At 64.3% G+C, this 25,199-nt stretch carries 25 protein-coding genes and 1 tRNA gene; 15 read left to right on the top strand and 11 right to left on the bottom strand.

The window, feature by feature from the left end:
- Positions 1 to 82: 82 nt before the first annotated feature.
- On the top strand, positions 83 to 1,228 hold the full coding sequence (locus E8M84_RS12055; RefSeq protein ID WP_137111428.1) for an MFS transporter: 1,146 nt from the start codon (positions 83 to 85) through the stop codon (positions 1,226 to 1,228).
- On the opposite strand, the gene E8M84_RS12050 is transcribed toward E8M84_RS12055, so the two are convergent.
- From E8M84_RS12050 to E8M84_RS12030, 5 genes are read right to left on the bottom strand one after another with little or no spacing between them, the layout of a single operon-like run.
- Positions 1,216 to 2,799, bottom strand: a complete 1,584-nt coding sequence (locus E8M84_RS12050) for a 5-guanidino-2-oxopentanoate decarboxylase (RefSeq protein ID WP_137111427.1) — start codon at positions 2,797 to 2,799, stop codon at positions 1,216 to 1,218. The two genes, E8M84_RS12055 and E8M84_RS12050, sit on opposite strands and share 13 nt — an antisense overlap.
- Positions 2,796 to 3,983 (bottom strand): pyridoxal phosphate-dependent aminotransferase, encoded by a 1,188-nt coding sequence (locus E8M84_RS12045; protein WP_137111426.1) that lies wholly within the window; start codon positions 3,981 to 3,983, stop codon positions 2,796 to 2,798. Before E8M84_RS12045 ends, E8M84_RS12050 begins: the two co-directional genes overlap by 4 nt.
- Entirely contained in the window at positions 3,980 to 4,639 is a 660-nt protein-coding gene (locus E8M84_RS12040; RefSeq protein WP_137111425.1) for a TetR/AcrR family transcriptional regulator, read from the bottom strand. The genes E8M84_RS12045 and E8M84_RS12040 overlap by 4 nt, the downstream gene beginning before the upstream one ends.
- Before the next feature lie 48 nt (positions 4,640 to 4,687).
- Positions 4,688 to 5,611: a cation diffusion facilitator family transporter gene (locus E8M84_RS12035; RefSeq protein WP_137111424.1), complete on the bottom strand. Its 924-nt coding sequence runs from the start codon at positions 5,609 to 5,611 to the stop codon at positions 4,688 to 4,690.
- Positions 5,595 to 6,143, bottom strand: coding sequence for an SH3 domain-containing protein (locus E8M84_RS12030; RefSeq protein WP_137111423.1), 549 nt, complete (start codon positions 6,141 to 6,143; stop codon positions 5,595 to 5,597). The genes E8M84_RS12035 and E8M84_RS12030 overlap by 17 nt, the downstream gene beginning before the upstream one ends.
- Before the next feature lie 132 nt (positions 6,144 to 6,275).
- On the opposite strand from E8M84_RS12030, the gene E8M84_RS12025 reads away from it, so the two are divergent.
- The 4 genes from E8M84_RS12025 to E8M84_RS12010 all read left to right on the top strand — a co-directional run bounded on the left by E8M84_RS12025 (position 6,276) and on the right by E8M84_RS12010 (position 9,243).
- Positions 6,276 to 7,262: a D-glycerate dehydrogenase gene (locus tag E8M84_RS12025; RefSeq protein WP_137111422.1), complete on the top strand. Its 987-nt coding sequence runs from the start codon at positions 6,276 to 6,278 to the stop codon at positions 7,260 to 7,262.
- A 205-nt stretch (positions 7,263 to 7,467) separates the two neighbouring features.
- On the top strand, positions 7,468 to 7,695 hold the full coding sequence (locus tag E8M84_RS12020) for a hypothetical protein (RefSeq protein WP_137111421.1): 228 nt from the start codon (positions 7,468 to 7,470) through the stop codon (positions 7,693 to 7,695).
- A gap of 795 nt (positions 7,696 to 8,490) precedes the next feature.
- A complete protein-coding gene (locus E8M84_RS12015; RefSeq protein WP_137111420.1) occupies positions 8,491 to 8,700 on the top strand; it encodes a hypothetical protein in 210 nt (69 codons plus the stop codon).
- A 168-nt stretch (positions 8,701 to 8,868) separates the two neighbouring features.
- The gene (locus E8M84_RS12010) at positions 8,869 to 9,243 is read left to right on the top strand and encodes a hypothetical protein (protein WP_137111419.1); all 375 of its coding nucleotides are present in this window, start codon (positions 8,869 to 8,871) and stop codon (positions 9,241 to 9,243) included.
- 60 nt (positions 9,244 to 9,303) lie between these two features.
- On the opposite strand, the gene E8M84_RS12005 is transcribed toward E8M84_RS12010, so the two are convergent.
- From E8M84_RS12005 to E8M84_RS11995, 3 genes are read right to left on the bottom strand one after another with little or no spacing between them, the layout of a single operon-like run.
- The gene (locus tag E8M84_RS12005; RefSeq protein ID WP_137111418.1) at positions 9,304 to 10,188 is read right to left on the bottom strand and encodes an MBL fold metallo-hydrolase; all 885 of its coding nucleotides are present in this window, start codon (positions 10,186 to 10,188) and stop codon (positions 9,304 to 9,306) included.
- Between the two features lie 15 nt (positions 10,189 to 10,203).
- Positions 10,204 to 10,635, bottom strand: a complete 432-nt coding sequence (locus E8M84_RS12000) for a DUF6691 family protein (protein ID WP_137111417.1) — start codon at positions 10,633 to 10,635, stop codon at positions 10,204 to 10,206.
- A 1-nt stretch (position 10,636) separates the two neighbouring features.
- Positions 10,637 to 11,068, bottom strand: coding sequence for a YeeE/YedE family protein (locus tag E8M84_RS11995; protein ID WP_394347422.1), 432 nt, complete (start codon positions 11,066 to 11,068; stop codon positions 10,637 to 10,639).
- A 240-nt stretch (positions 11,069 to 11,308) separates the two neighbouring features.
- Here E8M84_RS11995 and E8M84_RS11990 point away from each other — a divergent pair, with 240 nt between their 5' ends.
- Positions 11,309 to 12,079, top strand: coding sequence for a hypothetical protein (locus E8M84_RS11990; RefSeq protein WP_137111415.1), 771 nt, complete (start codon positions 11,309 to 11,311; stop codon positions 12,077 to 12,079).
- A 63-nt stretch (positions 12,080 to 12,142) separates the two neighbouring features.
- Here the strand turns inward: E8M84_RS11990 and E8M84_RS11985 are convergent, their stop codons facing one another.
- Positions 12,143 to 14,575, bottom strand: a complete 2,433-nt coding sequence (locus E8M84_RS11985; RefSeq protein ID WP_137111414.1) for an FAD-dependent oxidoreductase — start codon at positions 14,573 to 14,575, stop codon at positions 12,143 to 12,145.
- Between the two features lie 166 nt (positions 14,576 to 14,741).
- Here E8M84_RS11985 and E8M84_RS11980 point away from each other — a divergent pair.
- Positions 14,742 to 14,832: transfer RNA gene (locus E8M84_RS11980), tRNA-Ser, on the top strand.
- 630 nt (positions 14,833 to 15,462) lie between these two features.
- On the opposite strand, the gene E8M84_RS11970 is transcribed toward E8M84_RS11980, so the two are convergent.
- Together E8M84_RS11970 and E8M84_RS11965 are read right to left on the bottom strand one after the other, a co-directional pair.
- On the bottom strand, positions 15,463 to 15,942 hold the full coding sequence (locus E8M84_RS11970; RefSeq protein WP_346763691.1) for a helix-turn-helix transcriptional regulator: 480 nt from the start codon (positions 15,940 to 15,942) through the stop codon (positions 15,463 to 15,465).
- A gap of 232 nt (positions 15,943 to 16,174) precedes the next feature.
- Complete coding sequence (locus E8M84_RS11965) at positions 16,175 to 17,197, bottom strand: LacI family DNA-binding transcriptional regulator (RefSeq protein ID WP_137111412.1); 1,023 nt, start codon at positions 17,195 to 17,197, stop codon at positions 16,175 to 16,177.
- Positions 17,198 to 17,474: 277 nt separating this feature from the next.
- Between E8M84_RS11965 and E8M84_RS11960 the strand changes: the two genes are divergently transcribed.
- From E8M84_RS11960 to iolG, 8 genes are all read left to right on the top strand, one after another.
- Positions 17,475 to 18,491 carry a sterol desaturase family protein gene (locus E8M84_RS11960; protein WP_137111411.1) on the top strand — a complete coding sequence of 339 codons (1,017 nt, stop codon included), beginning with the start codon at positions 17,475 to 17,477 and terminating at the stop codon, positions 18,489 to 18,491.
- A gap of 103 nt (positions 18,492 to 18,594) precedes the next feature.
- Positions 18,595 to 19,566, top strand: coding sequence for a substrate-binding domain-containing protein (locus E8M84_RS11955; protein ID WP_170971919.1), 972 nt, complete (start codon positions 18,595 to 18,597; stop codon positions 19,564 to 19,566).
- Between the two features lie 77 nt (positions 19,567 to 19,643).
- Positions 19,644 to 20,648: an ABC transporter permease gene (locus tag E8M84_RS11950; protein ID WP_137111410.1), complete on the top strand. Its 1,005-nt coding sequence runs from the start codon at positions 19,644 to 19,646 to the stop codon at positions 20,646 to 20,648.
- Positions 20,648 to 21,463, top strand: coding sequence for an ATP-binding cassette domain-containing protein (locus tag E8M84_RS11945; RefSeq protein ID WP_137111409.1), 816 nt, complete (start codon positions 20,648 to 20,650; stop codon positions 21,461 to 21,463). The genes E8M84_RS11950 and E8M84_RS11945 overlap by 1 nt, the downstream gene beginning before the upstream one ends.
- A gap of 101 nt (positions 21,464 to 21,564) precedes the next feature.
- Entirely contained in the window at positions 21,565 to 21,876 is a 312-nt protein-coding gene (locus tag E8M84_RS11940) for a MocE family 2Fe-2S type ferredoxin (protein ID WP_137111408.1), read from the top strand.
- A gap of 1 nt (position 21,877) precedes the next feature.
- Positions 21,878 to 22,651 (top strand): TIM barrel protein, encoded by a 774-nt coding sequence (locus tag E8M84_RS11935; RefSeq protein ID WP_137111407.1) that lies wholly within the window; start codon positions 21,878 to 21,880, stop codon positions 22,649 to 22,651.
- A gap of 2 nt (positions 22,652 to 22,653) precedes the next feature.
- Entirely contained in the window at positions 22,654 to 23,463 is an 810-nt protein-coding gene (locus E8M84_RS11930; protein WP_137111406.1) for a 3-methyl-2-oxobutanoate hydroxymethyltransferase, read from the top strand.
- A 30-nt stretch (positions 23,464 to 23,493) separates the two neighbouring features.
- Entirely contained in the window at positions 23,494 to 24,495 is a 1,002-nt protein-coding gene (iolG, locus tag E8M84_RS11925; protein ID WP_137111405.1) for an inositol 2-dehydrogenase, read from the top strand.
- The last annotated feature ends 704 nt before the right edge of the window (positions 24,496 to 25,199 follow it).

Genomic DNA, 25,199 nt, shown 5'->3' with positions numbered 1-25,199 from the left:
GGGGTGCGGCGTCGCGGGCAGGCAGGATGGAACCCGGCGGACAGGCTAGCAGTCATGCTCTTGCGTTCAGGAGTCCCCTTCCATGTTCCCGCTGTCCACCGTCGTCCATGCCCGGCCCGCGATAGCGGCCTTTGCGGCGATGGGGGTGCTGTGGGGGACGTTTGCGGCGGTGCTGCCGGACCTGAAGGCGATGCTGGATGTGGACGAGCGGCAGCTGGGGCTTCTGATCTTCTGCACGCCGATTGCGGCGATTTCGGCGATGCTGGTGGCCCCGGCCTTCGGGGCGGCGCTGGGGCGGATCGCCCTGCCCCTGTCGGTTGCGATGATGGGGCTGGCCTTCATGCTGCCTGGACAGGCCTCGGTGATCTGGATGTTTCCGCTGGCGATGGCCTTTGCCGGGGCGGCGACCGGGTTGACCGATGTCCTGATGAACGCCCGTGTCGCAGCGATGGAGACGAGCCGGGGCCTGCACCTGATGAACCTGACCCATGCGGCCTATTCCTTCGGCTATGCTGGGGGCGCGGTGCTGACCGGCGTGCTGCGCGGGGCGGGTTGGGGGCCGGGATGGGTGATGGCGACGATGGGCGGGATCGGGCTGTTGTGCGCGCTGGCCACGCTGGAGCCTGACGGGCGGATCGACGGCTTGCGCAAGCCCAAGGACGGCAGTGCGGTGCCCCTGGGGCTGGTGCCGGTGATCGGGGGCGGGATCGTGTTGATCGCCTTCATGACCGAGAACGCGTCGGAGAACTGGTCGGCGCTGCATATCGAGAAGACGCTGGGCGGCAGCCCCGAGGAAGGCGCACTGGGTCCGGCGATGCTGGCCCTGACGATGGGCTTTGCGCGACTGGGGGGGCAGGCGCTGGCGGGGCGGATCGACCCTTTCACCCTTTTGCGCGGCGGGGCGGTGATCGCGGCCATCGGTGCGCTGATCGTGGCGCAGGCGGGGTCGCCCCTGGTCGCCTACGTCGGGTTCTTCATCACCGGGATCGGCGCTTCTGTCCTTGCACCGACGGCGTTTTCGTTGGTCGGGCAGTACAGCGCCCCCGAAGCCCGCGCCCGCGCCATCGCCCGGGCGACGCTGCTGGGCTACTTCGGCTATTTCGTCGGCCCGCCGCTGCTGGGCCTGATCGCCGGGACCTTCGGGCTACGGATGGCCTTTGTCTTTGCCGCCTGCCTGGTCGGGATGGTCTTTGTCCTTGCGCCCTTGATGGCGCGTCAGCGGGCCTGAACCTCCAGGAGACGCGGGCCGTCCTGCGGGGTGTCGAGGATTTCGGCCAGTTCGGCCGGGTCCTGCGCCACGCGGGCAAAGGGCAGATCGCAAGCCATGGCGAAGTGTTCCATGTCCAGAGGCGAGGGGTCGCAGCCGAGGATCGGGCTGACCTTGGCCTGGCGCATCGCGTCGGCGATTTCGCGGAAGCCGGAGTTGTTCCAGACGATGAAGGTGATCGGCAGCTTTTCGTCCAGCGCTGTGCGCAACTCTCCGGGTGAGAATTGCAGGCCGCCGTCGCCGATCAGGCAGACGACGGGGACGCCGGGGGCGGCGATGGCGGCACCGACGGCGGCGCCGGGGCCGTAGCCGAGCGCACCATAACCGGTGGCGGCGTTGAACCAGCCGCCGGGGCGGTCGTGGTCGTAGTAGAGGTTCGCGGCATAGACCGGCTGGGTGCTGTCGCCGACGATGATCGCCCGCGGCATCGCGTTGCGGATCGCCTCGACCATGTCGAGCTGTGCGGGCATCAAGTCGTTTAGGCTGGCCAGTTCGGCGCGGGCGGCCTGTCGGGTGGCCTCGGCGCGTTCGGCCCCCTCGCGGTTGGCGCGGATGGTCATCGGCATCAGCGCGGCCATCATGGCGCCTGCATCGGCCTTGATCGGCATCTTGGCCGGGTGCCGTGCCAGCTGGTCGGCGCAGATGTCGATGCGGATCATGCCGGACAGGTCGGGGACCTTGCCGTTGACATACATGTCATAGTCGGTCGGCCCAAGCTCGGTGCCGATAGCAAGGATCTGGTCGGCCTCGGCAATCAGCTTGCGGACCGAGGCGAGGCTGGGCGAGGCCGGAACCGTCAGCCGGTGGCCGAACATCGCGCCGCGGGCGTTGACGGTCTGGATCACCGGGGCGTCGATGGATTCGGCAAGCTTCTGCAGGGCTGTCTCGGCCCCGCGGGTGCCGCCCCCGGCGAGGATGACGATCTTCTCGGCCTCGTTCAGCGTGGTGGCAATGCCGCGCAACCGGCCAAGCGGCAGGGGCACAGCGCTGCCGGAGACCACCGGGGGCGGCAGTTCGGGGCAGGGCTGGGCCATCATGTTGGTGGAAATCTGGATATGTGCGGGGCCGGGACGACCGGCGGTCATCGCGGCAAAGGCGCGGTCCAGAACCTCGCCCAGTTTCTTGGGGTCGGTCACGGTTTCGGTGTGGCAAAGGGAGGCCACCATCGCGCCTTGGTCGGGCAGTTCGTGCAGGCGGCCCAGGCCTTTGCCCAGCGTGTCGCTGCGCCCGAGGCCCGAGACGACCAGCATCGGCACTGAGTCGGCCTTTGCCTGCGCCATGGCGGTCAGGGTGTTGGTCAGGCCCGGCCCGGTGATGACGAAGGCTGCGGCGGGTTTGCCCGCGACACGGGCGTAGCCGTCGGCCATGAAGCCCGCGCCCTGTTCGTGGCGGGGGGTGACGTGGCGGATCTTGTCGCCTGCGGCAGCGAGGCCGCGGTAAAGCTCGATGGTGTGAACGCCGGGGATGCCGAAGACGGTGTCGATGCCGCGCGCGATCAGGCCTTCGACAAGGCGGATGCCGACAGTGGTCATGCTGCGTTCCCCAGGATGCTGGCCGCATGGGCGGCGATGCGGGTGGCGGCGAGCGTGGTGCGGTCGTCCGGTTGGGTCAGCGACAGGCGCAACCAGCCTGCAAGCCCGGCGCCAAAGCTTTCGCCGGGCATGACGGCGACCTTCTGGTGATCCAGAAGTCCGCTGGCAAAGGCCTCGCCCGACAGGCCGGTGGCGCGGACGTCGACTAGGGTGAACATCCCCGCCTCGGGACGGTGGACGCGCAGGCCACCGACGCCATCCAGCGTCTTCGCAAGGATCGCGGCACGGCGGGAGAAGCGGTCGACCATCCCCTCGGCCACGGGCGAAGGTTCGGAAACTGCAAGAGCAGTGAGGTCCGCAATGAAGGGTTGGCTACCAAAAAGCATGGTTTCTGAAAGTGGCAGCATCCGCGCGCAGAATTCAGCCGGGCCGACGCACCAGCCGGACCGGAACCCCGGGGCTGCGTGGGACTTGGAGATCGACGAGGCGATGATGGTGCGTTCCGCCAGTTCGGGGAAGTCCAGCGGTGAGGCGAAGGGGACGTTCGGGAAGACGAGATCCTCGTAGACCTCGTCCGAGAGAATCCAGAGGTCATGGGCCTTGGCAAGCGCACCAAGCGCACGGATGTCCTCGGCCCGCAGCACGGCACCGGTGGGGTTGTGCGGGGTGTTGAGGAACAGGACGCGCGAGCGGGGCGTGATCCGGGCGGCAACGTCGGCGACCTGAATCCGGAAGCCGTGTTCGGGCTTCAGGGGCACCGGGACCGCGCTGGCGCCGGTCTGGGTGATCAGGCCTTCGTAGGTCGCATACATCGGGTCGCCGATCAGCACCTCGTCCCCGGCTTCGACCAGGGCGCGCAGGACGCCGTAAAGCACGGTCTGGGTGCCGGGCAGGCACATGATCTGGTCGCGGCCGATCTCGCGCCCACGGCGGGCCGAGTAGCGCGCGGCCAAGGCGGCAACGACGCCGGGTTCGCCCCGACCGTTGGAATAGCCGGTGCGGCCTGCTGCCATCGACTTGGCCGCCGCTTCGATGAACCGGGGCGGCGTGGGCACGTCAGGCTCACCGATGGTGAGCTCGATGATCTCCTCGCCTGCGGCTTTCATCGCACGGGCGCGGGCATGCAGCGCCCATTTCGCGCCGCCCAGTCCGGCGAGCCGGTCGGTGACGGAGGCGTATCTCATGCGGTCTTCCTTCCAAAGTCGGGCAGCAGGGCCGTATGGGCCAAGAGGTCAATGCCGAGGATCGCACCGGCCGAGCCAAGGCCGATCGAGACGATCTCGCCCGGCGCAAAGGAGGCGGACAGAAGCGAGCCCTCGACCCAGAGCCCGTCGATCAGGGCATTGCAGGCGATGGCCTCGCGGCGGGTCTGCCCCGGTTCAGTGTCGCGCGGGAGGGCTTCGATCAGTTTCTGCAAGGTGTCGCGATAGGCCAGATAGCCTGCCTCGTGCACGGCCAGAAGATCGGGATCGCTGCGCACCTTGTGCATGTAGCCAGCCCAGAGCACCACGGCACCGGCATCCAGCACCGGCGGGCGCAGGGAGGCGGCGATGAAGGCTGCGAGACGTTCGGCGGGCTGCGCGCCCACGCCTTCGATGGCGTCCGAGCCCTTGGCGGTCATCCCGTCCATCAGGGTCCGGTAGGCGGCGCGGTTCAATTCGTCCTTGGACTGGAAATAGTGCCGGATCAGCCCTGGCGTGACCCCGGCCCGCTCGGCGATGGCGCGGACTGTCGCGGCCTCGGGCCCGCCTTCGGCAACCAGCTCCTGAGTTGCGGCGATCAGCGCCGAACGGCGGTTCTCTTCGCTTTCGCGGCGGTAAAGGCGGCGGGCGGGTTGCATCGGGTCACCTGTTATACGCGCGTATAATCGCCTGATTGCTGCCTGCCGTCAACCGGTTGGCGACGGGCCCGACGCCTGATCCCGATAGACATCCTTGTGGATGATGACATCGGCCTGCGGATAGGCCGCGAGGATGGCCCGGCGCAGGCCCGCGCCGATGTCGTGCGCCTCGCGCAGGGACTGGTCGCCGTCCAGTTCGATATGCAGGTTGACGAAGACGCGGCTTCCGGCGCGACGGGTCTTCAGATCGTGAAACCCGCGAACCCCGGGCCAGTCGCGGGCGATTTGGGCGATACCTTCCAGGATCGCCGGATCGGCCGCCCGGTCCATCAGCGCGTCCCAGGCATCCCTGCCGATCCGCAGCGCGCCGATGGCCATGACCCCTGCCGCGATGAGCGCCACCACCGCGTCGACCGAGCCAATCCCGAACTGGCTGGAGATCCACAGGGCCAGGATCGCACCGAGGCTGGGGAGAAGGTCGCCCAGATAGTGCAGCCGGTCCGCCGCCACGACCTTGCTGCCGGTCTTCCGTGCCACGCGGCCCTGCCACCAGACCAGGCCCAGGGTCAGCGCGATGGAGAGCACCATCACGATCAACCCACGGCCTTCCGATGACAATTCGGGTGAGGTGGCCGCGGACAGCCGGGCGACGGCCGTCCAACTGATGAGACCGGCAGACACCATGATGAAGGCCGACTGCCCCAGGGCAGCAAGGTCCTCGGCCGAGGTGTGGCCGAAGGCGTGATCCTCATCGGCGGGGCGTGCGGCGTAGACGATGGCGGCGGCGGCCCCAAGGGACATGATCAGGTCCATCGCGCTGTCGGCCAGCGAGGCGGCAATCGACAGGGCGCCGGTTTCGGCCAGCGCCCAGAGCTTGAGCGCGACAAGGATGCCCGCCACAGTGACCGAGGCGATGCCGGCCGAGATCGTCAGCCGGACTTTCCCTTCGGTCGGGCTATTCGATGATTTCATCGGACTTCACACCCCAGAGCGCGGTCTTCAGCATCCAGCCGCGCGTGCCGTCCAGCGATACGCGGCACCAGTCGGGATTGCATTCCAGAAGCCGCCCGATCACGCCCAGCTCGGCCTGGGCGATAACGGTCGCGCTGTCGTCCGGGGCTTCGCGCAGTTCGGCCATGTCGAGCGTCACCAGCGCGCTGCGCACCCCGGACAGAAGCGAGTAGTGGACCCAGCCGCCCGCGCCTTCGGAATCCTCGACCCGGCGCCAGTTCTCGTATTCCGCAGTGATGCGAAGGGGCATGCCTGCGCGGGTGAAGACCCAGTCGATTCGGTGCGTGAGGCCAGGCCCGCGGCGTGCGTTGCCTTCGCTGCCCTTCAGGGACACGAAGCGCGGCAGGGGCAGGTTCGTCACGCAGCCGACATCCGGCTGGCACTGCTTTTCCGGCGGCTTGTCCGAGGTGACCGGCGCGTCGGTTTCCTGGGCCAACAGGGAAGTGCCGCACAGCGCACCCACAAGTGCCAGAACGCCCGCTATCCGCATCATCTTGTCGCCTTTTCGGGTGTCGCCACAGCGCACCGTCCCCGTTACCGCTCAGCCTTGGGTCTTGTGCATCGCCCCGCTTGGCTGCACCTTGCCCCAAGGACGCCGGATTTGGAAGTGTCGGGGAGATCACGCATGCCTGCCAGCCACCTGACTGTGGTCGTGACGCGACGGTTGCCCGAGGCGGTCGAGACGCGGATGAAGGAGCTGTTCGACGTCGAACTGCGCGACCCGGATGTGGCGATGACGCGCGAGGAACTGGCGGCGGCGATGCGACGGGCGGATGTGCTGGTGCCGACGATCACCGATACGATTGATGCGGGGCTGCTGGCCCAGGCGGGGGAGAAGCTGAAGCTGATCGCCAACTACGGGGCCGGGTTCGATCACATCGACGTCTCGACCGCCCGGCAGCGCGGGATTCTGGTGTCGAACACGCCCGGCGTATCGACCGAGGATACGGCGGACATGGTGATGGCGCTGATGCTTTCGGTGACGCGGCGCATTCCGGAAGGCCTGCAGATCATGCAGTCCGGCAGCTGGACGGGTTGGTCGCCGATGGCGAACCTGGGCGGACGGCTGGGCGGGCGTCGGCTGGGCATCCTGGGGATGGGACGCATCGGCCAGGCTGTCGCGCGGCGGGCGCGGGCCTTCGGGCTGCAGGTGCACTATCACAACCGAAAACGCCTGCGGCCCGAGATCGAGGCCGAACATGAGGCGACCTACTGGGAAAGCCTGGACCAGATGCTGGCGCGGATGGATATCGTCAGCGTCAACTGCCCGCATACGCCGTCGACCTTCCACTTGCTGAACGCGCGGCGGCTGAAGCTGATGAAGCCTTCGGCGGTGGTGGTGAACACGTCGCGGGGAGAGGTGATCGACCAGAATGCCCTGACCCGGGCGCTGCGGGCCGGGGAACTGGCCGGGGCGGGTCTTGACGTCTATGAACACGGCACCGACATCAATCCGCGGCTTCTGGAGCTGCCGAATGTCGTCCTGCTGCCCCATATGGGATCGGCCACGATCGAGGGCAGGGTCGAGATGGGCGAAAAGGTCATCATCAACATCAAGACCTTCGCCGACGGGCATCGGCCGCCCGACCAGGTGGTGCCCGGGATGTTCTGACAGCGCCCCGGGCGTCGAAGGTCCGACCCAACGCATAGCCCTGCCTCTCGTCCAGCCCACAACCTATCGGCGAATCGACCGAGATTCCTGTGGAGAAATTGTTTCCACCGGCCCGGATTGATTGCAGCGAGCATCTTCGCGCACTAAGGGTTTGTGACAAGATTGCGGCAGTCAGGCCGCACCCTGGGGACATGGAGAGAAACGAATGCGCACTATCCTGAAATCGGCGGTGCTTGCAGCGACAGTCCTTGGCAGTACGGTCGCGCATGCCGGCGGCCCCGTGCTGATCGAGGAAGGCAACAACGAAGTGGTCGAAGCGACGACCGTGCGTTCGGGCGGCATCCTGCCGGTCCTGGGGGCGCTGGTTCTGGTGTGTCTGGTGGTTTGCGGTGGCGGCGATGACGATCCGGCGCCGGTTGAACCGCCGAAGTAAAGGTTTCCGGCAGTAAGAGCGCAATTCAGTCAGTGGCGCTGATACACGCTGGCAAGACGACTGGAATACATGGTGCTTGCCGTACAATCGGCAGGCATTTCTGGTTTTGTTGCAAGAAAGCCAAAGTTTGCCAATGAATGGCACAACTTCCGACGAATCGTTGTATGGGGATTTTCTGCTGCCTAGCCTGATTTCGGGATCGGCGACCGCCGGTGCCGGATGTCTCCGGACAACAGAAAGGATACTCCATGGTGAAATCTGCTGCGCCCTTGCTGGCGCTTGCGATGACTGCGTCCTCTGCCTTCGCGGGCGGGCCGGTCGTGATCGAAGAGGAAGGCCAGCCGGAAGTCGTCGCTGAATCGCCCCGTTCGGGGTGGATCGTTCCGGTCGTTGTTGGCCTGGTCCTGATTTGCGCAATTGCTTGCGGAAATGACGACGAAGAAACCACTCCGGTTCCGCCTCCGCCTCCGCCGCCGCTGCCTCCGCCGGCCTGAGGCACTATCAGTTACGCATCTTTGGCGCGGCAGACGGACTTGTCTGCCGCGTCATTTTTTTTCGGCCCTGAGGTGACCGCGCAGTCCTGGGGGCAAGGTCGGACGGGTGGCCCCGAAGGTGCCGTCTGAAGGTTCCTGAGACACGATGTGATCCGCCGCCCTGGCGGTGTGAGGCAAGATTGGTACAGGTGTGACCTGATGCGCACGACGGTCTGCATCTTGCTTGCAATTCCAAAAGCCCGATGCAATGTGATTCCATCCGATGGGTCCATGCCGTCGCGTGAAAGAAGGGAAACTGAAAATGAAACGTATTGCTGCATCTGTTCTGGCGCTGACCACCGCGTTCACCGCCTCGACCGCCTTCGCTGGTGGCCCGGTTGTCATCGAAGAAGAAGGCCAGCCGGAAGTCGTTGCTGATTCGCCCCGTTCGGGCTGGATCGTCCCGGTCGTTGTCGGCCTGGTCCTGATCTGCGCGATCGCTTGTGGCAGCGACGACGACACCGCCGAGTAATCACTCGGGCAGGACTGTCGTCTCACCATTGAGGACGACTGAACCTGCCACCGTCGATCTTCTGAACGGCAGCGCCTTGGGTGCTGCCGTTTTTTTGCGTTGCTTGTTCAGCGACGCGCCCGGTCTGAATCGATTGCAATACTCTTCGGTCAGGCAACGACTTGGCCATTGATCAGCTTGGATGTGAAGCAAGTTTGGCACAGCCAGGATCTGTCAAAGGCAGCCTTGCTGGTTAAGCTTGAATATCCGAATGCGTCGAACAACTGTCCGACATCGGCCGAAGAAGAGCCGAAACAAGACATGAGGAAGCAGCAAATGAAGAAACTTGCATCCGCCATTCTGGCGTTCTCGATGGCGTTCGGAGCCACGGCCAGCTTTGCCGGCGGGCCGATGGTCATCGAAGAGGAAGGCCAGCCGGAAGTCGTGGCCGAGTCGCCCCGTTCGGGCTGGATCGTCCCGGTTGTCGTGGGCCTGGTGATTGTCTGTGCAATCGCCTGTGGCAATGACGACGAACCCGATCTCTTGACCGTTAGCGAACAGTAATCTCGGCGGCGCGGCAGCCTGACGGGCCAGCCGCGCCAACCGGGTCCGGACGGCGGGCTGTCAGAGCCCGTTGATCGGCACCTTCAGATACCGGTTTCCGTCCTTGTCGGCCGGAGGCAGATCGCCGCCGCGCATGTTCACTTGCAGCGACGGGATGATAAGCTTGGGCATGGCAAGCGTCTTGTCCCGGGCGGTGCGCATGGCGACGAACTCTTCGCGCGTCTTGCCCGCGCCAACGTGGATGTTGTGGGCCCGCTCATCGGCCACAGTGGTTTCCCAGCGAATGTCGCGACCGTTCGGGCCGTAGTCGTGGCACATGAAAAGCCGCATCTCGCCCGGCAGGGACAGCACTTTCTGGATGCTGTCATACAGCTGGCCTGCGTCCCCGCCCGGGAAATCCGCACGCGCCGAGCCGCCGTCGGGCATGAAGAGCGTGTCGCCGACAAAGGCCGCATTGCCCATCAGATGGGTCATGCAGGCCGGCGTGTGCCCCGGAGTGTGCAGGGCCGTGCAGACCATCGCGCCGACCGTATAGGTATCGCCGTCGTCGAACAGCCGGTCGAACTGTGATCCATCGCGCTGGAATTCGGTCCCTTCGTTGAAGACCTTGCCGAAGGTGTCCTGCACAACGGTGATGTTGCGCCCGATGCCGACCTTGCCGCCAAGCTGCCGCTGGATATAGGGCGCGGCCGAAAGGTGATCGGCATGGACATGCGTCTCGATCAGCCATTCGACCTTGAGGCCATTCTCGCGGACATAGGAGATGATCTCGTCCGCGTGGTCATAGGTGATGCGACCAGCGGCGTAATCGATGTCCATCACCGAATCGACGATGGCGCAGGCAGTCGAGGCCGGGTCTTTCACCACATAGCTGATGGTGTTGGTCGCCGGGTCGAAGAAGCCCTTTACCTCGGGTTTCACGGAGAGATCGGGCGTGACGGTCATGGTGTCCTCCATCGCTCAGGCCGGTTTGCGGGAAAGGCCTCGCCGTTGCATGTGACGCGCGATCAGGAGGCCAAGGATCAGGGAAAGAATGAAGACGAAGACGTCGAGGCTGCCGGTACCAAGGGCGGGCAGGGCGCCGCCCGGGCAGAAGCCCGCGATGCCCCAGCCCACGCCGAAGGTGGCCGAGCCGAGCACCAGACGGCCGTCGATGATGCGGGTGTCGGGAAGCTGGAAGCGGGTGTCGAGGGCCGGGGCGGGCTGGCGCAGGACGAGCCGGTAGCCGGGGATGGCGACGGCCAGCGCGCCCCCCATCACAAAGGCGAGGCTGGGGTCCCAGGTTCCGGCAAGGTCGAAGAAATTCAGCACCTTGGCGGGATTGATCATGCCCGAGACAGCAATCCCCAGGCCGAAGATCAGGCCGATGGCAAAGGCGGACAAGAGGCGCATCTCAGGCCCCCAGCAGGTGACGGGTGACGAAGACCGTGGCGAAGGCCGTGGCCATGAAGGTCACGGTGGCCACCATCGACCGGCGCGCGAAGCGGGCATTGCCGCAGACGCCGTGGCCCGAGGTGCAGCCGCCGCCGTAGCTGACACCGATCCCGACGATCACGCCGCCAAGGATGACTTCGGCCAGCGAGACGGGCAGGTCGATCGCAGGCATCGCGCCGGTTACCAGAAGGAAGACCAGCGGCCCCGCGGCCATGCCCGCAACCAGGGCTGCGCGCAGACTCCAGTCAGCCGGATCGTCAAGGCGCAAGAGGCCGCTCAGGATCCCGGTCGCCCCTAGGATGCGCCCATGCAGGCCCATCAGCAGCACCGCTGCAAGTCCAATCAAGACGCCCCCGCCAAGCGAGGCCCAGGGCGTGAAGTCCGTTTCCATCATGTGATCCCAGAAAGCATTCCACCCGCATCATGACATCATCCGGCACGGCTGCCCAGAGGCCGCCGGGCCCACTTGAGGGAACCGGCTTCTGCCTGCGGCGGGAACCCGGCAACAGAATGCCGCGAGCCTTTCAAAGAATGGCCACATTGCCCGGTGCAGAGCTTACGCAGCTGCAGTACAGCGCCACGCCCATATCCTGTTCGATCCCGCGGGGTCGAATGACGACCGGAGTTCAAAATGATGCATTTCACCACCCGACCCGCAACCCGGATCAGCCGTCTGTCCGGCATCGTTGCCCTGTCCGCCACCTTGTCCATGATGGCTGCGCCGTCGGTGCAGGCCCAGGCGTTCCGGACTGAAGCCCTGCGCGTGCCACAGGTAACGGCGATCAAGATCGAGGCTACGAACCCCGATATTGTGCGCGTTCTTGCCAAGATCGCCGCGATCCGCGCCGACCTGCAGCTTGGACTTCTGTTCGCCGCCGATGGACTGAGCCATCCGGAGGGGTCGCACTTCACGCATCCCCGCAAGGAGGCGTGGCCGGAGATCAAGGATGCGTTTGTCGCCGCGGGTGGGGCGGACCTCGCCCCCTTGCTTGAGACGCTGGAAAAGGCGTCGACGGGCGATGAGATCAACGCCGCCTTCAAGGCAGTGGAGGCGGAACTTGCCAAGACCCGCGTCGCCTTGAACCCGACCGCCGAAGATTCTGTGATGTCGCTGCTGGCCATGGCGCGATCCGCTGCCGACGAGATCAACCCCTCGGGTCCGACCGAAGTCTTTGCCTATCAGAATGCCTGGGCGATTCTGATGGTGGCGCGCGGCGAGCTTGATCTGCTGGCGCGGAACGAGGACCCGGCCATCGCCAAGTGGGCGGCCGAAGCGGCCCTGGCTTTCGACGATCTGATCCTGTCGATGCCCGACCCCAATCTGGCCGGACCGGTCGAATACGACGTCGCCCCGATCAACGATCTGATCTCGCGGCTGGAAAACCTGAGCGAGTCGGCCTGAGGCGTTTCGCCTGAGCGCCCCCGTGCAGGCAAGTTCTGCATCGGGGGCGTGAGAGCGGAGACCTTACGCCCGGATCCTTGCGCCTTCGGCATCATAGAGCGGCGCAAGAGCCGGATCTGCTGGCGTTTCCTCACCGGCGACAACCAGGGCGTAGTGCCCTTGGCTAAGCCAGTTGTCGGTGACCCCTGCCTCGTTGCGCACATAGCCTAGGCCGATGCTTGCCCCGACGGTGTAGCCATAGCCGCCCGAGGTCAGATAGCCAACGGACTTGCCATCGCGCAGGATGGTTTCGCGCCCGACCAGAACGGCATCCGGGGCGGAAACGACAAAACTGACCAGACGCTTGGTCAGCGGTTGGCTGGCCTTCGCCTCCAGCGCCGCGCGGCCGAGGAAGGGCATGCCGGATTTCATCTTCACCGCCCAGCCGAGGCCCGCCTCGAAGGGCGTGTCATTGGGCGTGATGTCCGAAGACCAGGCGCGATAACCTTTCTCCAGGCGCAGGGATTCAAGTGCGCGGTAGCCGACTGGTTTCAGCTGGGGGTCGGCGGCCATCAGCGCATCGTAGACGAGCCCGAGCGCCGCGATGGGGATGTGCAATTCCCAACCCAGCTCGCCCACATAGGTGACGCGCAGGGCCCGGACCGGGACGCCCGCCACGGTGATCTCGCCGGCCGATCCGAAGGGCAGGGCGCTGTTCGACACATCCGCGTCGGTGACCTTGGCCAGAATGTCCCGCGCGCGCGGCCCCATCAGCGACAGGGTGCCCCAGTCTTCGGTCACGTCGGTGAAGGTCACGCCCTGGGCGGGCAAGTGGTCGGCGATCCAGCCGAAGTCATGGGTGCGAAAGCCGGTGCCGGTGACGATGTAGAAGTGGTCGTCAGCCAGCCGGGCGACGGTAAGGTCGCATTCGATCCCCCCGCGGGTGTTGAGGAGTTGGGTGTAGGTCAGGCGGCCCACGTCGCGCGCGACCCGGTTCGCGCAGATCGCTTCCAATGCTTCGGCGGCCTTGGGGCCGGAGAGTTCATACTTGGCGAAGGAGGACTGGTCGAAGACCCCGGCATCGGCGCGGACGTGGAGGTGTTCCTGGCCCACGGCGTCGAACCAGTTCTGGCGGCCCATCGAGTAGACGTCCTTGGCCTCGGTTCCGGGGGGCGCGAACCAGTTCGGGCGTTCCCAGCCGAGTTTCGACCCGAAGACCGCGCCTGCGGCCTTGAGCCGGTCATAGAGCGGCGAGACGATGCGGGGGCGGCCGGAGGTGTATTCCTCATGCGGGAAGGCGACGGTGTAATGCTTGCCGTAAGCCTCCAGCGTGCGTTCAGCCACCCAGTCGCGGTCGCGGTGAAGCCCGGAAAACCGCCGGATGTCGACAGCCCAGAGGTCAAGCGGTGCCTCGCCCCGCATCACCCAGTCGGCCAGGACCCAGCCCGCGCCGCCACCGGAGGCGATGCCGAAGGCGTTGAAGCCCGCGCCGACGTACATGTTCGCGCATTCCGGGGCGGGGCCGAGGATGAAGTTGCCGTCCGGCGTGAAGCTTTCCGCGCCGTTGATCATCTGCTTGACACCGACTTCGGCCAAAGCGGGGACACGGGCGATGGCCTGCTCAAGGTGCTGTCCGAAGTGGTCGTAGTCGTCGTCGAACAGCCGGAACTCCCAGTTCTCGGGAATGTCGCCGGTGACCCAGCCCTGCGGGTTCGGCTCGTAGCCGCCCATGACCAGGCCGCCGACTTCCTCCTTGAAGTATGTCCGCCGATCCGGGTCGCGCAGGGTGGCGGCGTCGTGGGAGAGGCCGGGGATCCTTTCCGTGACGATATACTGGTGCTTCACGGGGTGCAGCGGCACCGCGACGCCCGCCATGGCCCCCACCTGCCGCGCCCACATGCCGCCGCAGTTCACGACCTTGTCGCAAGCGATCACGCCCTGGTCGGTCTCGACATGGGTGATCCGGCGGCCGTCCATGCGGAAGCCGGTGACCTTGACACCCTCGACGATCCTTGCCCCATGCATCCGCGCGCCTTTGGCAAGGCTTTGCGTGATATCCGAAGGGCTCGCCTGTCCATCCGTCGGAAGCCAGGAGGCGCCGATCAGGTCCGAGGTCTCCATCAGCGGCCACATCCGCTTGACCTCCTCGGGTCCGATCAACTCCATCTCCATCCCGAAGCTGCGCGCGGTGGTGGCGAGGCGCTTGAACTCAATCCAGCGGTCGGGGGTGGTTGCCAGGCGCAGGCAGCCGGTCATCTTCCAGCCGGTGTCGAGCCCGGTCTCGGCGGCGATGCCCTTGTAAAGATCGACCGAGTACTTGAGCACCTTGGTGATCGAGGCCGAAGAACGCAGCTGCCCGACCAGCCCCGCAGCGTGCCAGGTGGAACCGGAGGTGATCTTGCCCTGCTCCAGCAACAAGACGTCGGCCTTGTGGTCGCGGGCCAGGTGATAGGCCGTCGAACAGCCGATGATGCCGCCCCCGATGACGATGATCTGGGCGTGGGTTGGCACGGTCATTTCGAGTGGTTCCTGCTGTTCCTGCGCCCGGGTTCGGGCCGTTCTTTCGCCAAACCTAATGCGGGCTGCGTGGGACCGGAAGGATTCTCTGCCCTCTTGTCCCGTCGCGGACAGGGCCGCAGCTTTCCGCTTGCCCCCGCTGCCTTGCCCCGATAAACGGGCAAGCGGAGACGTGGCCGAGTGGTCGAAGGCACGCCCCTGCTAAGGGCGCAGACCTCTAAAGGGTCTCGAGGGTTCGAATCCCTTCGTCTCCGCCACCCATCCTCTCAAGCTGTTGATTTTAAGGCATCTTATCGGATGCGTGTCGACAACACCAACATAAATACCAACAATCGCAAAACGCTGGGCGAAGTGTCTGTCGCGATGCTTCAGCTTTTCGAACTTCTCGTCGATCCCATGCCACGGACTATGACCTGCTGCGTATGTGAATTCATACGGCGCTAATTTCTTGCGCTCTTCATCAGGAATCACTGAAAGCATGAACCAAGTTGTCCCGCTCGAAAACCTCTTCCTCACGGACAAACAAGTCGCTGAGAGATACGGTGTCTCCACCGACAGTATCTGGCGTTGGAAGCGGCAAGGGAATTTCCCCGCCCCGGTCCGGGTCGGGCCGAACTGCACGCGCTGGCGCATGGCTGACCTCCTGGAGCATGAGAGCCACCTTCAAGCATGCTTCGTTATGCGCCTCGACGAGCGGTGGGCAGCCTGATGCTGCCAGGATCGGCTGCCCTCCCGTGGGGTTGGGGAACGGCGGACAGTTCCTCCGTTCCCGTTTCACGTTGTGTCGAGCAACAGCCGCAGCGCCCGAACGCGCGCAGGTGTTGCCCTTGGGTCCGAACCGTTCGAGATAACGCGGTTGAACTCGATCCAAGTCAGCTCGTTCTGGGTCAGGTGGTCCCACAGTCCCGCTTCTGGGGCCGTAGGCAGCGCGAAGATCGGATCGACTTCTGAGCCGGTCGTTTACCGAACATCGCGCGAAGTGCTGCGCGTGACCGTGCGGTGATGCGCGGATCGGAATTGTCCGACGCGTCGCGCAACTCGTTCAGCCAGCCCCGCTCGTTCTCGGTAGCGGGCGTGCCGAAGATGTCGGTGATCGCCTTGGCAGCAGTCGCGCCGACAGCCTGGTCGAGAGCAAGTCGCATGAGATACGCCGGGTCGACCTCGAGTGCCTTCGCGAGCGAGGGCACTCGATCCAGAGGAACCTTGTTCCGACCGTTCTTCAGGAAGGTCATCATGTTCGCGTTCGGGAAGCCGGCCTCGCTGGCGATTTCTGCTTGGGTCTTCTTGTGCGCGAGGTAGCGAATGCGGTCAGCGATCAGTCGCGCGGTTGCGGTATTCTGATATGGGTTAGTCATGTTGTCTCTCATGTGGTTGGTCACATGAGATACTTACCTGCGTGCATCAGCTCGATCGGGTGGGGACTGCGTGGTCAGCCTTGGGACTTCTGCGAAACCGAAGTCCTAGAGAAGCGTTCTTTCTTCGATGGGGATGCTTCTAGCCGCAGCCGGTCGGGGATGACTGAACTTTCCACTCCCGCTTCGCTGGCGCCGTTCTCGAACCAAAGCTGTGGTTCATACGCAGAACAGAAGCGTCTCCTGATCAAATGTTCTCCCGCGTGTAGATATCGAAAGGCACGATACTGGTCTGATTGCTACCTGGATGCGCACAGGCACGGACCATGCCGTCGATCGCCTCGCGGGCAAGTCGTTCCAGAGGGTGCGAGATGACGAGGGTCATCGCTCCATCAAGAAGCGCGGCGCGGGTGACGTCCATCAGGTCGTAGCCGACGACGACCATTGAGCCTGCCCTGCCGCTCGCTCGCAGGGCGGTGAGCGCCCCGCTGATCCCGCCGCCGGAGATGTATAGACCAGCGAGGTCGGAGTGATCGGCAAGGAGCTTTTCGGTCATCTCCTGAGCCACGGCCGCAGACTCAAAGGTGGACAGGGGCTCCAGCAGAACAAAATCGGGCGCAGATTCGCGGAAGTAGGACCGGAAGCCGGTCTCGTTCATCTCCTGGTTCCGGTAGCGCGGGTTGCCCATTAGGATACCGATCTTGCCGGGCGCCTTGCAGATGTTGGCAAAGGCCCAGGCGGATGTGCGCCCGACCTTCCAGTTGTCGAGCCCGACGTAGGACATTTGTCCAGTCACCGAAATCTGCGAGATGAGCGCGAAGACCGGGATGCCCTTCGCCTGGACCTGTTCCAGCGCCTCGGTGACCACCGGATGGACGGCTGTCGTCACGCAGATGGCATGGCAGTCCTGCGCAAGGGCCAAGGCACGGGAGGCGACGTTGTGCGGGGAGAGGTCCTCGAGAAACTCGATCCGAAGTTCGACATCGGCCCCGGTGGCTGTCGCGGCGGCCTGCTCCAGACCTCGGGCGACGTTCTTGTAGAAGGGGCGGTGCGGTTGCAGCAGCAGAACCCCGAACCGCAAGTGCGGGCGCGCGGCGGCAACGCGGGCTTGGATGCTGCCAAGACCGTAGAAGCCGATCTGTTCGGCGGCCATCTGGACCCGTTCTCGCGTGGCCTGCCGCACGTTGGCAGCGCCGGAAAGCACCCGGTTGATCGTTGCAACCGAAACTCCAGCCGCCTCGGCGAGGTCTGGGATCGTGGGGCGGCGCATCGAGTTCCTGATATCTTTCGTATCAAAAAACTGGTGACCTGATACGAATGCGACATTTTAGTGTATCCGCTATCATGGCGGGTTGATTTGATTTCCGTCAAGGCGCTTATTTTCCCGCATCAAGACCGGGTGAGAAACTGAGTCTCTCGCCCTGCGGAGGAAGACAGCACAAGAGCGAAAAACGCGGTCCCAAGTGGCCCGCAGCCAAGGGACATTTCCCTGGGTGGAAGCGCTTGTGCCGCCTGATCCAGCACCGGAACGCGAAGGGAGGACCAGGATGGACGATCTGCAATTCGGCACCCGCAACAAGCGCGGCGACTGGGCACCCACGGCCCATTTGGAGTTGCCGCCCTTCTGGCGCCGTCCATTCAGCCTGCCGAAAGTTCTGGCCTGGATTCCCGAATACCTGTTCCCGTGGAACGCCTTCCACATGGCGACGGCACTGGTCTGGTGGTTCTTCGTCGTGCCGGATGTGGCCACGATGCAGACCCTGTCCTGGGGTTGGGCGCTTTGGCTTTACGCCGTGAACGCCACCGCCATCTTTGTCTTCTACGGTTCGGTTGAGCTCTTCTGGTATGTCCGCCGCAAGCAGGGCACGCGGTTCAAATACAATGGCAAGTTCCCGTCGGATCAGCCCTCGGATGTCTTCTGGTTCAAAAGCCAGAACATCGACAACTTCCTGCGGTCGTTCTTCGTGTCGATCCCGCTGTGGACTCTGGTCGAGGTGCTGTTCCTCTGGGTCTTTGCCAACAGCTGGGCTGTCTGGCTGCCGTGGGAGACGCATTGGCCTTGGCTGGTGGTGCTGGCGCTGATCAGCCCGGCGATCCACGAGGTGCATTTCTTCTGCATCCACCGGCTGATCCATGTGCCGATCCTGTATAAATGGATCCACTCGGTCCACCACAACTCGGTCAACCCGTCGCCTTGGTCGTCGCTTTCGATGCACCCGGTGGAAGGGTTCCTCTATCATGCGGTCGCCTTCTGGCACCTGATAATCCCGTCGAACCCGCTGCTTGCGATGTATCAGTTGCACCTTGCGGGTTTTGGTGCGGTGAACGGCCATATCGGTTTCGACAAGCTGGAAGTGACCGAAAGCACCCCGCTCGATAGCCACGCCTACGCCCATTACCTGCACCACAAGTATTTCGAGGTGAACTACGGCGGCGACGGACTGATCCCATTGGATAAGTGGTTCGGCTACTGGCACGACGGCTCGAAAGAGGGCGAGGCGCGGATGAACGCGCGCTTCCAGAAGAAGAAAGAGCGGTTGAACGCCAAGGCGGCCCGCACCTAACCCATCACAGCATTCCACCGGCCGGTCGAGGAGGCAGGCCAGGTGGTGAACACCCAGGATCAACAACCCGCCAAAGCGGCGGACCAAGGGAGGAGACAGACCAATGAGCTTCATGAAAACCATCGCCAAGGTTCTGGCGACCACGGCGCTGGTGTCGGCGGGATCGGCTGCGATGTCGGCGGAAATTGCTGTCATCGGCGGATCGAACGACGACGCCTTCTGGAACATCATCAAGAAAGGCATCGACGACGCCACCCCGGCGGTCGAAGCCAATGGCGGCAAGGTGACTTACCTGCGTCTCGTGAACTACGACAACTTCGCGCCTGACGTGGTTCAGTTGATCCGCACCGCGATTTCCATGGAAGTCGATGGCCTGGTCATTCCGAACTGGGTGCCCGAAGCCGAAGATCCGGCGATCAAGGAAGCCATCGCGGCAGGGATCACCGTGATCCTGATGAACGCAGGCGGCGCCGACAAGGCCACCGAACTGGGCGCGATCAACTATGTCGGGTCGGATGAATATGTCGCCGGTCTGGCGGGCGGCGAATATTTCGGCAAGGCCGGCAAGAAGAACGTGATCTGCGTGAACACCCTGCCAGGTGCGGCCAATACCGAAGCGCGCTGTAAGGGCGTGATCGAAGGCGTTGTCGCTGCGGGCGGAAAGGGCACCCAACTGCCGCTGCCGACCACGAGCTTCGGCGATGCAACGGCCGTGGCCGAGGCCATCAAGGCAGAGCTTATCAAAGACGCGACGGTTGATGGCGTCATCACGATCTCGGCCGGCGATGCGGACAGCGCAGCGATTGCGGTTTCCCAGGCCGGTCAGGCGACCCCTGCCATGCTGGGGTCGTTCGACATGAACCAGGCCGGTCTGGACCGCATCAAGGGCGGCACGCAGGGCTTTGCCATCGACCAGCAGCCCTATCTGCAGTCCTTCCTTGCGGTAAGCCTTCTGGCATCGGCCATCGACTTCGGCACCGATCTGCCGGTGTTCCCGGTGCTGACCGGCCCGGGCATCGTCGATGCGTCCAACATCGACGCCACGCTGGCCGGCGTGAAACTGGGCGCGCGCTAAAGCGCCTCTACCCGGTCCGCTCATCGATGCGGGCCGGGTTTCGCCGAACTTTCCCAACTCAAAACAGGGGGCAGCCGATGTCCAGCATTTCCCTTGGCGGGCTCTTGCGCCGCCCCGAGGCCGGGGCCGCGCTTGGCCTGGTCGCCGTCCTGATCTTCTTCGCCATCTTCGGCGGTCTCACGTTCCTGAAACCCGCCGGCATGTCGAGCTGGCTGAACGTCGCCGCAAACCTCGGCGTCATCGCCATTCCGCTGGGCCTGCTGATGATCGCCGGAGAGCTTGATATCTCAGTCGGTGCCATGGTGCCGTTCGGAGCGATGACCGTGGCCGTCATCTCGGGTCACTATGGCCTGCCGATCTGGCTGGGCATCTTCGTCGCGCTAAGCTTTGGCGTCGTGGTCGGCCTGGTGAACGGATTTCTGGTCATCAAGACCGCAGTGCCGTCGCTGATCGTCACCCTTGGCAGCCTTTTCGCCGTGCAGGGCATCGTGCTGGGACTGACGGTGCTGATCACCAAATCGACCTCGGTCGCGCTGACCACCGAAGGCCCGACCAAGGCGATCTTTGGTGACTTCGTCATGGGCGGTCAATTGCAGGTGATGGTGCTTTGGTGGCTGGCCCTTACGGCGCTTTACATCTTCTTCGTCCACTTCAGCCCGTTCGGAAACTGGATCTTCGCCATGGGAGGCGACAAGGTTTCTGCCCGCAACGCAGGGATCCCGACCGACCGGCTGACGATGATCCTGTTCGTCCTGTCGTCCACCTCGGCGGCCTTCGTCGGCATGTGCCAGGCGATCCTCTACAACTCGGCCCAGGTCGCGGGCGGGCAGAGCTTCATCTTCAACTCGATCATCGCGGTCGTCGTGGGCGGGGTGCTCTTGACCGGCGGCTTCGGCTCGGTGGTGGGCATCTTCTTCGGCACGATCACCTTCGCGGTGGTCACCCAGGGCATCTACTATACCGATTTCGACCGGAACTGGTCCTCGCTCATCATTGGCGTCCTCCTCTTAGGCGCGGTTCTGATGAACAACACCTTCCGCAAGATGGCGCTGTCCTATGCGCCGAAGAAAGGAGCCAAGTGATGGCCGCTCCGATCCTTGCCCTGCGGGGCGTGAACAAAAGCTTCGGCCCCATCGATGTTCTGCATGACATCACGCTGGAGGTCCGCCCGGGCGAGGTCCTGTGCCTTCTGGGTGACAACGGCGCGGGCAAGTCGACGCTGATCAAGATCATGTCGGGTGTGCACCAGCCCTCGTCCGGGGTGATCGAGATGGACGGGGCACCGGTCAGCCTGCCCACCCCCCGCGCGGCGCAAGAGGCCGGGATTTCCACCGTCCACCAGTTCGGCGGCACCTTCCCGCTGATGTCCATCGGGCGGTCGTTCTTCGTCGGCGTCGAACCGACCAAGGGCTTCGGTCCCTTCAAGGTCTATGACCGGAAGACCGCCAACGGTGTTGCGGTCAAGGCCGTGCAGGACATGGGCATCACCCGAATTACCGATGGCGACCGACTTGTCGGTGGCCTCTCGGGCGGCGAGCGCCAGTCGTTGGCAATCGCGCGGGCCGTCCATTTCGGTGCGCGTGTCCTGATTCTGGACGAACCCACCGCCGCCCTTGGCGTGAAACAGGCGACCCACGTCCTGCGCATCGTGAACGAGGCGAAACGCCGGGGCCTTGCCGTGATCTTCATCACCCATCAGGTGATGCATGCGATGGCCGTCGGCGACCACTTCGCCGTTCTGATCCGCGGGGCGGTCGCCGCCGACTTCAAGAAGGGCGAGAAAACCCGCGAAGAGATCACCGACCTGATGGCCGGTGGTGCCAGCATGGCCAGCCTTGAAGCCGAGATCGAAGGCTACATGGCTGCCCACGACGGCCACCCGCCGCCGCCTGCGTAACAGTCTCCCTGTCGGTTGCCCGGATTGCCGCCCGCGCGCCGACTTCTGCCCCGGCCTAGCCCTTCCCTTTGGCCGGGGCATTTTCAACCCCGAGAGAAGCCATGCCCAACTGGATCCGCGCCTGCGCCACCGACGACATCGACCTTGATGACCTGATCCGCTTCGACCACGGGTCGCAGACCTTTGTCCTTGTCCGATCCGAGGATGACACCTTCCACGCGATGGACGGAATCTGCAGCCACGAGAAGGTCCATCTCTGCGATGGCCTTGTCATGGAGGGCACCGTCGAGTGCCCGAAGCACAACGCTACCTTCGACTACCGCACGGGTGAGGCGAAACGCGCGCCGGCCTGCATCAACCTGAAAACCTTCCCCGTCCGCGTGCAGGACGGCGAAGTCTGGATCGAGGTCTGACATGACATTCCAACTCGCCGCCTGCGCCGAAATGCTGTGGCGCGACCGCCCCATCGCCTGGCGCACTTCACGGCTCAAGGAAATGGGCTTCGGTGTTGGCCTTTGGAATTGGCCGAACTGGGAGCTGGCCGCGCTGGAGAAGACCGGGGCGACCTTCACCATCATGAACGGCTACCTCCAGGGCCGCCTGACGGATGCCGAAGGGTGCGAGATGCTCCTAGCGTCTGCGAAGGAAACCGCAAAGGTCGGCAAGCGCCTCGGCGTCCACCGTCTCAACCTGCACGGCACCGGCCTTGGCGACATGGGCATCCCGATCCCGCAGATCGGGGCCTTCGCCCCCGGGATGGAACAACGCGCTCGCGACACGCTACACCGCATCTGCGATCTCGCCGAAGCCGAGGGCCAGGTCTTCACACTGGAAAACCTGAACCCCATTGACCACCCGGGATGCCCCTTCGGCTCCACCGCCGCCGTCCTTGGCCTCGTCTCCGCCGTGAACCGCCCACAGCTGCGCATCAACCTCGATCTCTACCATACGCAAATCGGCGAGGGCGATCTGATCCGCTGGTGCGAGGCTTGCCTCCCGTGGATCGGCGAAGTGCAGGTCGCCGACAACCCGGGCCGCTGCGAACCGGGAACGGGAGAGATCAACTACTACGGCGTCGCCCAGGCCCTGAAAGCCATGGGTTATTCCGGCCCTGTCGGCATGGAGGCCATCGCCAAGGGCGATGAGGAGGCTGCCCTGGAAGCCTTCCGCACAGCCTTTACAGTGTAATCATGGTCCACAAAGCCAACCGCCCCACCGTCCACGACATCCGCGCGATGAAAGCACGGGGGCAGAAGATCTCCATGCTTTACGTCACCACTCTGGAAGAGGCGGCGGCAGCCGACGGGGCAGGCATCGACATGCTGTCCATTGAGTCCCGCTTTTTCACCCCCGAAATGCGCGAAGCTGCCGGGCGCTGCTTCGTCCAGGTGGGCCTGCCCTTCGGTCCCTACGGCAAACTCGCCACAGCCGAGGATTACCTCCGCGCCGCCTTCCACTTCACCGCGATGGGCGGCGACTGCTTCTACTGCGCCGCCAGCTTGGACATCCAGAAGGCGCTTTGTGACAACCACATCCCCATCGTTGCCCATGTTGGCCTGATCCCCAGCTTCATCACCTGGACCGGCTGGCGCGCTGTGGGCAAGACCGCGACCGAGGCGCGGACCGTCTGGGACCACGTCAAGCAACTGGAAGCCATCGGAGCCTTCGGGGCGGAGCTTGAGGTCGTGCCCGACCGCCTTGCTGCCTTCATCAGCGCAAACACGTCGATGATCATGCTGGGCATGGGCGCAGGTCCGGGAGCCGACGCTCAGTATCTGTTCGCCGAAGACGTCCTTGGCTGCACCGACGGCCACAAGCCCCGCCACGCCAAGACCTACCGCAACTTCGCCGCCGAATACGCTCGGCTGGAACAGGAACGCATCAACGCGTTCAAGGAGTTCATTGCAGACGTTAACTCCGGTGGCTACCCGCAGCCGCAGCACAACGTCGCCATGGCAGATTCCGAATTCGAAACCTTCATGGCCGGTCTCAATCAATAGTCTCGGTCACCAACCTCAAGGAACTCAACCATGCTGAAAGTCGGCCTTCTCGGCGCCGGGCGTATCGCCGGCGTCCACGCTACCGCCATCACCACGAACCCCGGATCGACCCTTGTCGCCGTATCTGACATCAACACTGAGGCCGCCGCCAAGCTGGCCGCGCAATACGGGGCCGAGGCGCGCACGACCGACGCGATCCTGAACGACCCAGCCATCGACGCGGTTTTGATCGCGACCTCGACCGACACCCATTCCGACCTGATCGAACGCGCGACGAGGGCAGGAAGGGCAGTGCTGTGCGAAAAGCCGGTTGATCTGTCGCTGGCCCGCGCCCAAGCGTGCCAAAAGGTCGCCACCAAGAACGGCAAGCCGGTGATGATCGGCTTCAACCGCCGCTTTGACCCGAACTTCGCCGCGCTGAAAGCCGCTTTGGACAAGGGCGAGATCGGAAAAGCCGAGCTTCTGTCGATCACCTCGTTCGACCCCGCGCCACCGCCGGTCGCCTACATCAAGGTCTCGGGCGGGCTTTTCCGCGACATGATGATCCATGACTTTGACATGGCGAACTTCCTGATGGGCGCGGCCCCAGTAACCGTCAGCGCCGTCGGTACCTCGATCGTCGATCCCGGCATCGGTCAAGCCGGAGACGTAGACACCGCTGTAGTGACCCTCACCTACGCCGACGGCCGCATCGCCGTGATCAAGAACTCTCGCCGGGCCGTCTATGGCTACGACCAGAGGGTCGAACTATTGGGCTCCGAAGGGCTTCTTCAGGCGCAGAACATGCTGGAGAACACCGTGGTGAAATCGACGACTGCGGGCGTTACTGGCGCGAAGCCCACCTACTTCTTCCTCGAACGCTACATGCCCGCCTACGCGGCCGAGTGGGCTGCCTTTGTGACCGCGGTAAACGCAGGGTCGGCGCTGCCCGTGACACTCGACGATGGTGTGGCGGCTCTGGCAATGGCCGAGGCCGCAACCCAGTCGGCCAAGTCGGGTCAGCCGATGAAGCTGGCGAGCGTTTTGGGGTAAACCCTGGCCCGTCCTGGTGTCAGCCGGGACGGGCAAGCTCTGCCGGGGTAGCACCGGCGCGAATGCTACAAAGAACGAAGGGCCGCTTTCCGCCCATGGCCAACGCAGTAATCGGCGTCCAAACCGAAACGAGTGCGTCAAGATCTGAGCGTGTCGGGTCGCCGAAGTGGCTGATCGGCGGAAAGCCACAGAGCAAACAACCTGGCTATCGGGTGGCCCTCAGAACCCTACCCCGGTGTTGATATGCTCGCACGGACAACGTTCAAGACGTCGATAATGGGAGCAATGAAGCTGGTTTACCTCGGCAACTTCGAGACGCCAGAGGCCGCGAACGAGGCGTTCGAAGCTGCAAAGGCAGCCGCTGAAGAGGCTGCTTGAGGGCTGCCGAGGGTTTACCACCGGTCATTTTCGGGTTGACGTAGGTAAACCCTGAGGCCCGAAAATGGCCCAAAAGGGTTGTCGTCGACCGTGTTTTTGATTCCGAAACGGTCGAAATGGGCAACCCTAGCGTTGACGGCAACCCTCTCCCAGGTTGTCGAGGTCAACCCAAAACCCAACAAAACAAGGGCTTCGCTGAGCAGAGGGTTGTCATAGGGTTGACAGATCTGACCTCAAAACCGAATTTTCTCCGAGAGACGGATCTCGGTATGAGTTCGCACAAGCAAACGAAACCCGAGCCACCAGGATTTCGAGCCGGAACGGTA

The organism is Rhodobacter sp. SY28-1, from assembly GCF_005222785.1.
Lineage (GTDB): Bacteria > Pseudomonadota > Alphaproteobacteria > Rhodobacterales > Rhodobacteraceae > Tabrizicola.
Note: the sequence above shows the minus strand (reverse complement) of the source record. Positions and strands in the feature narration are given on the sequence as shown.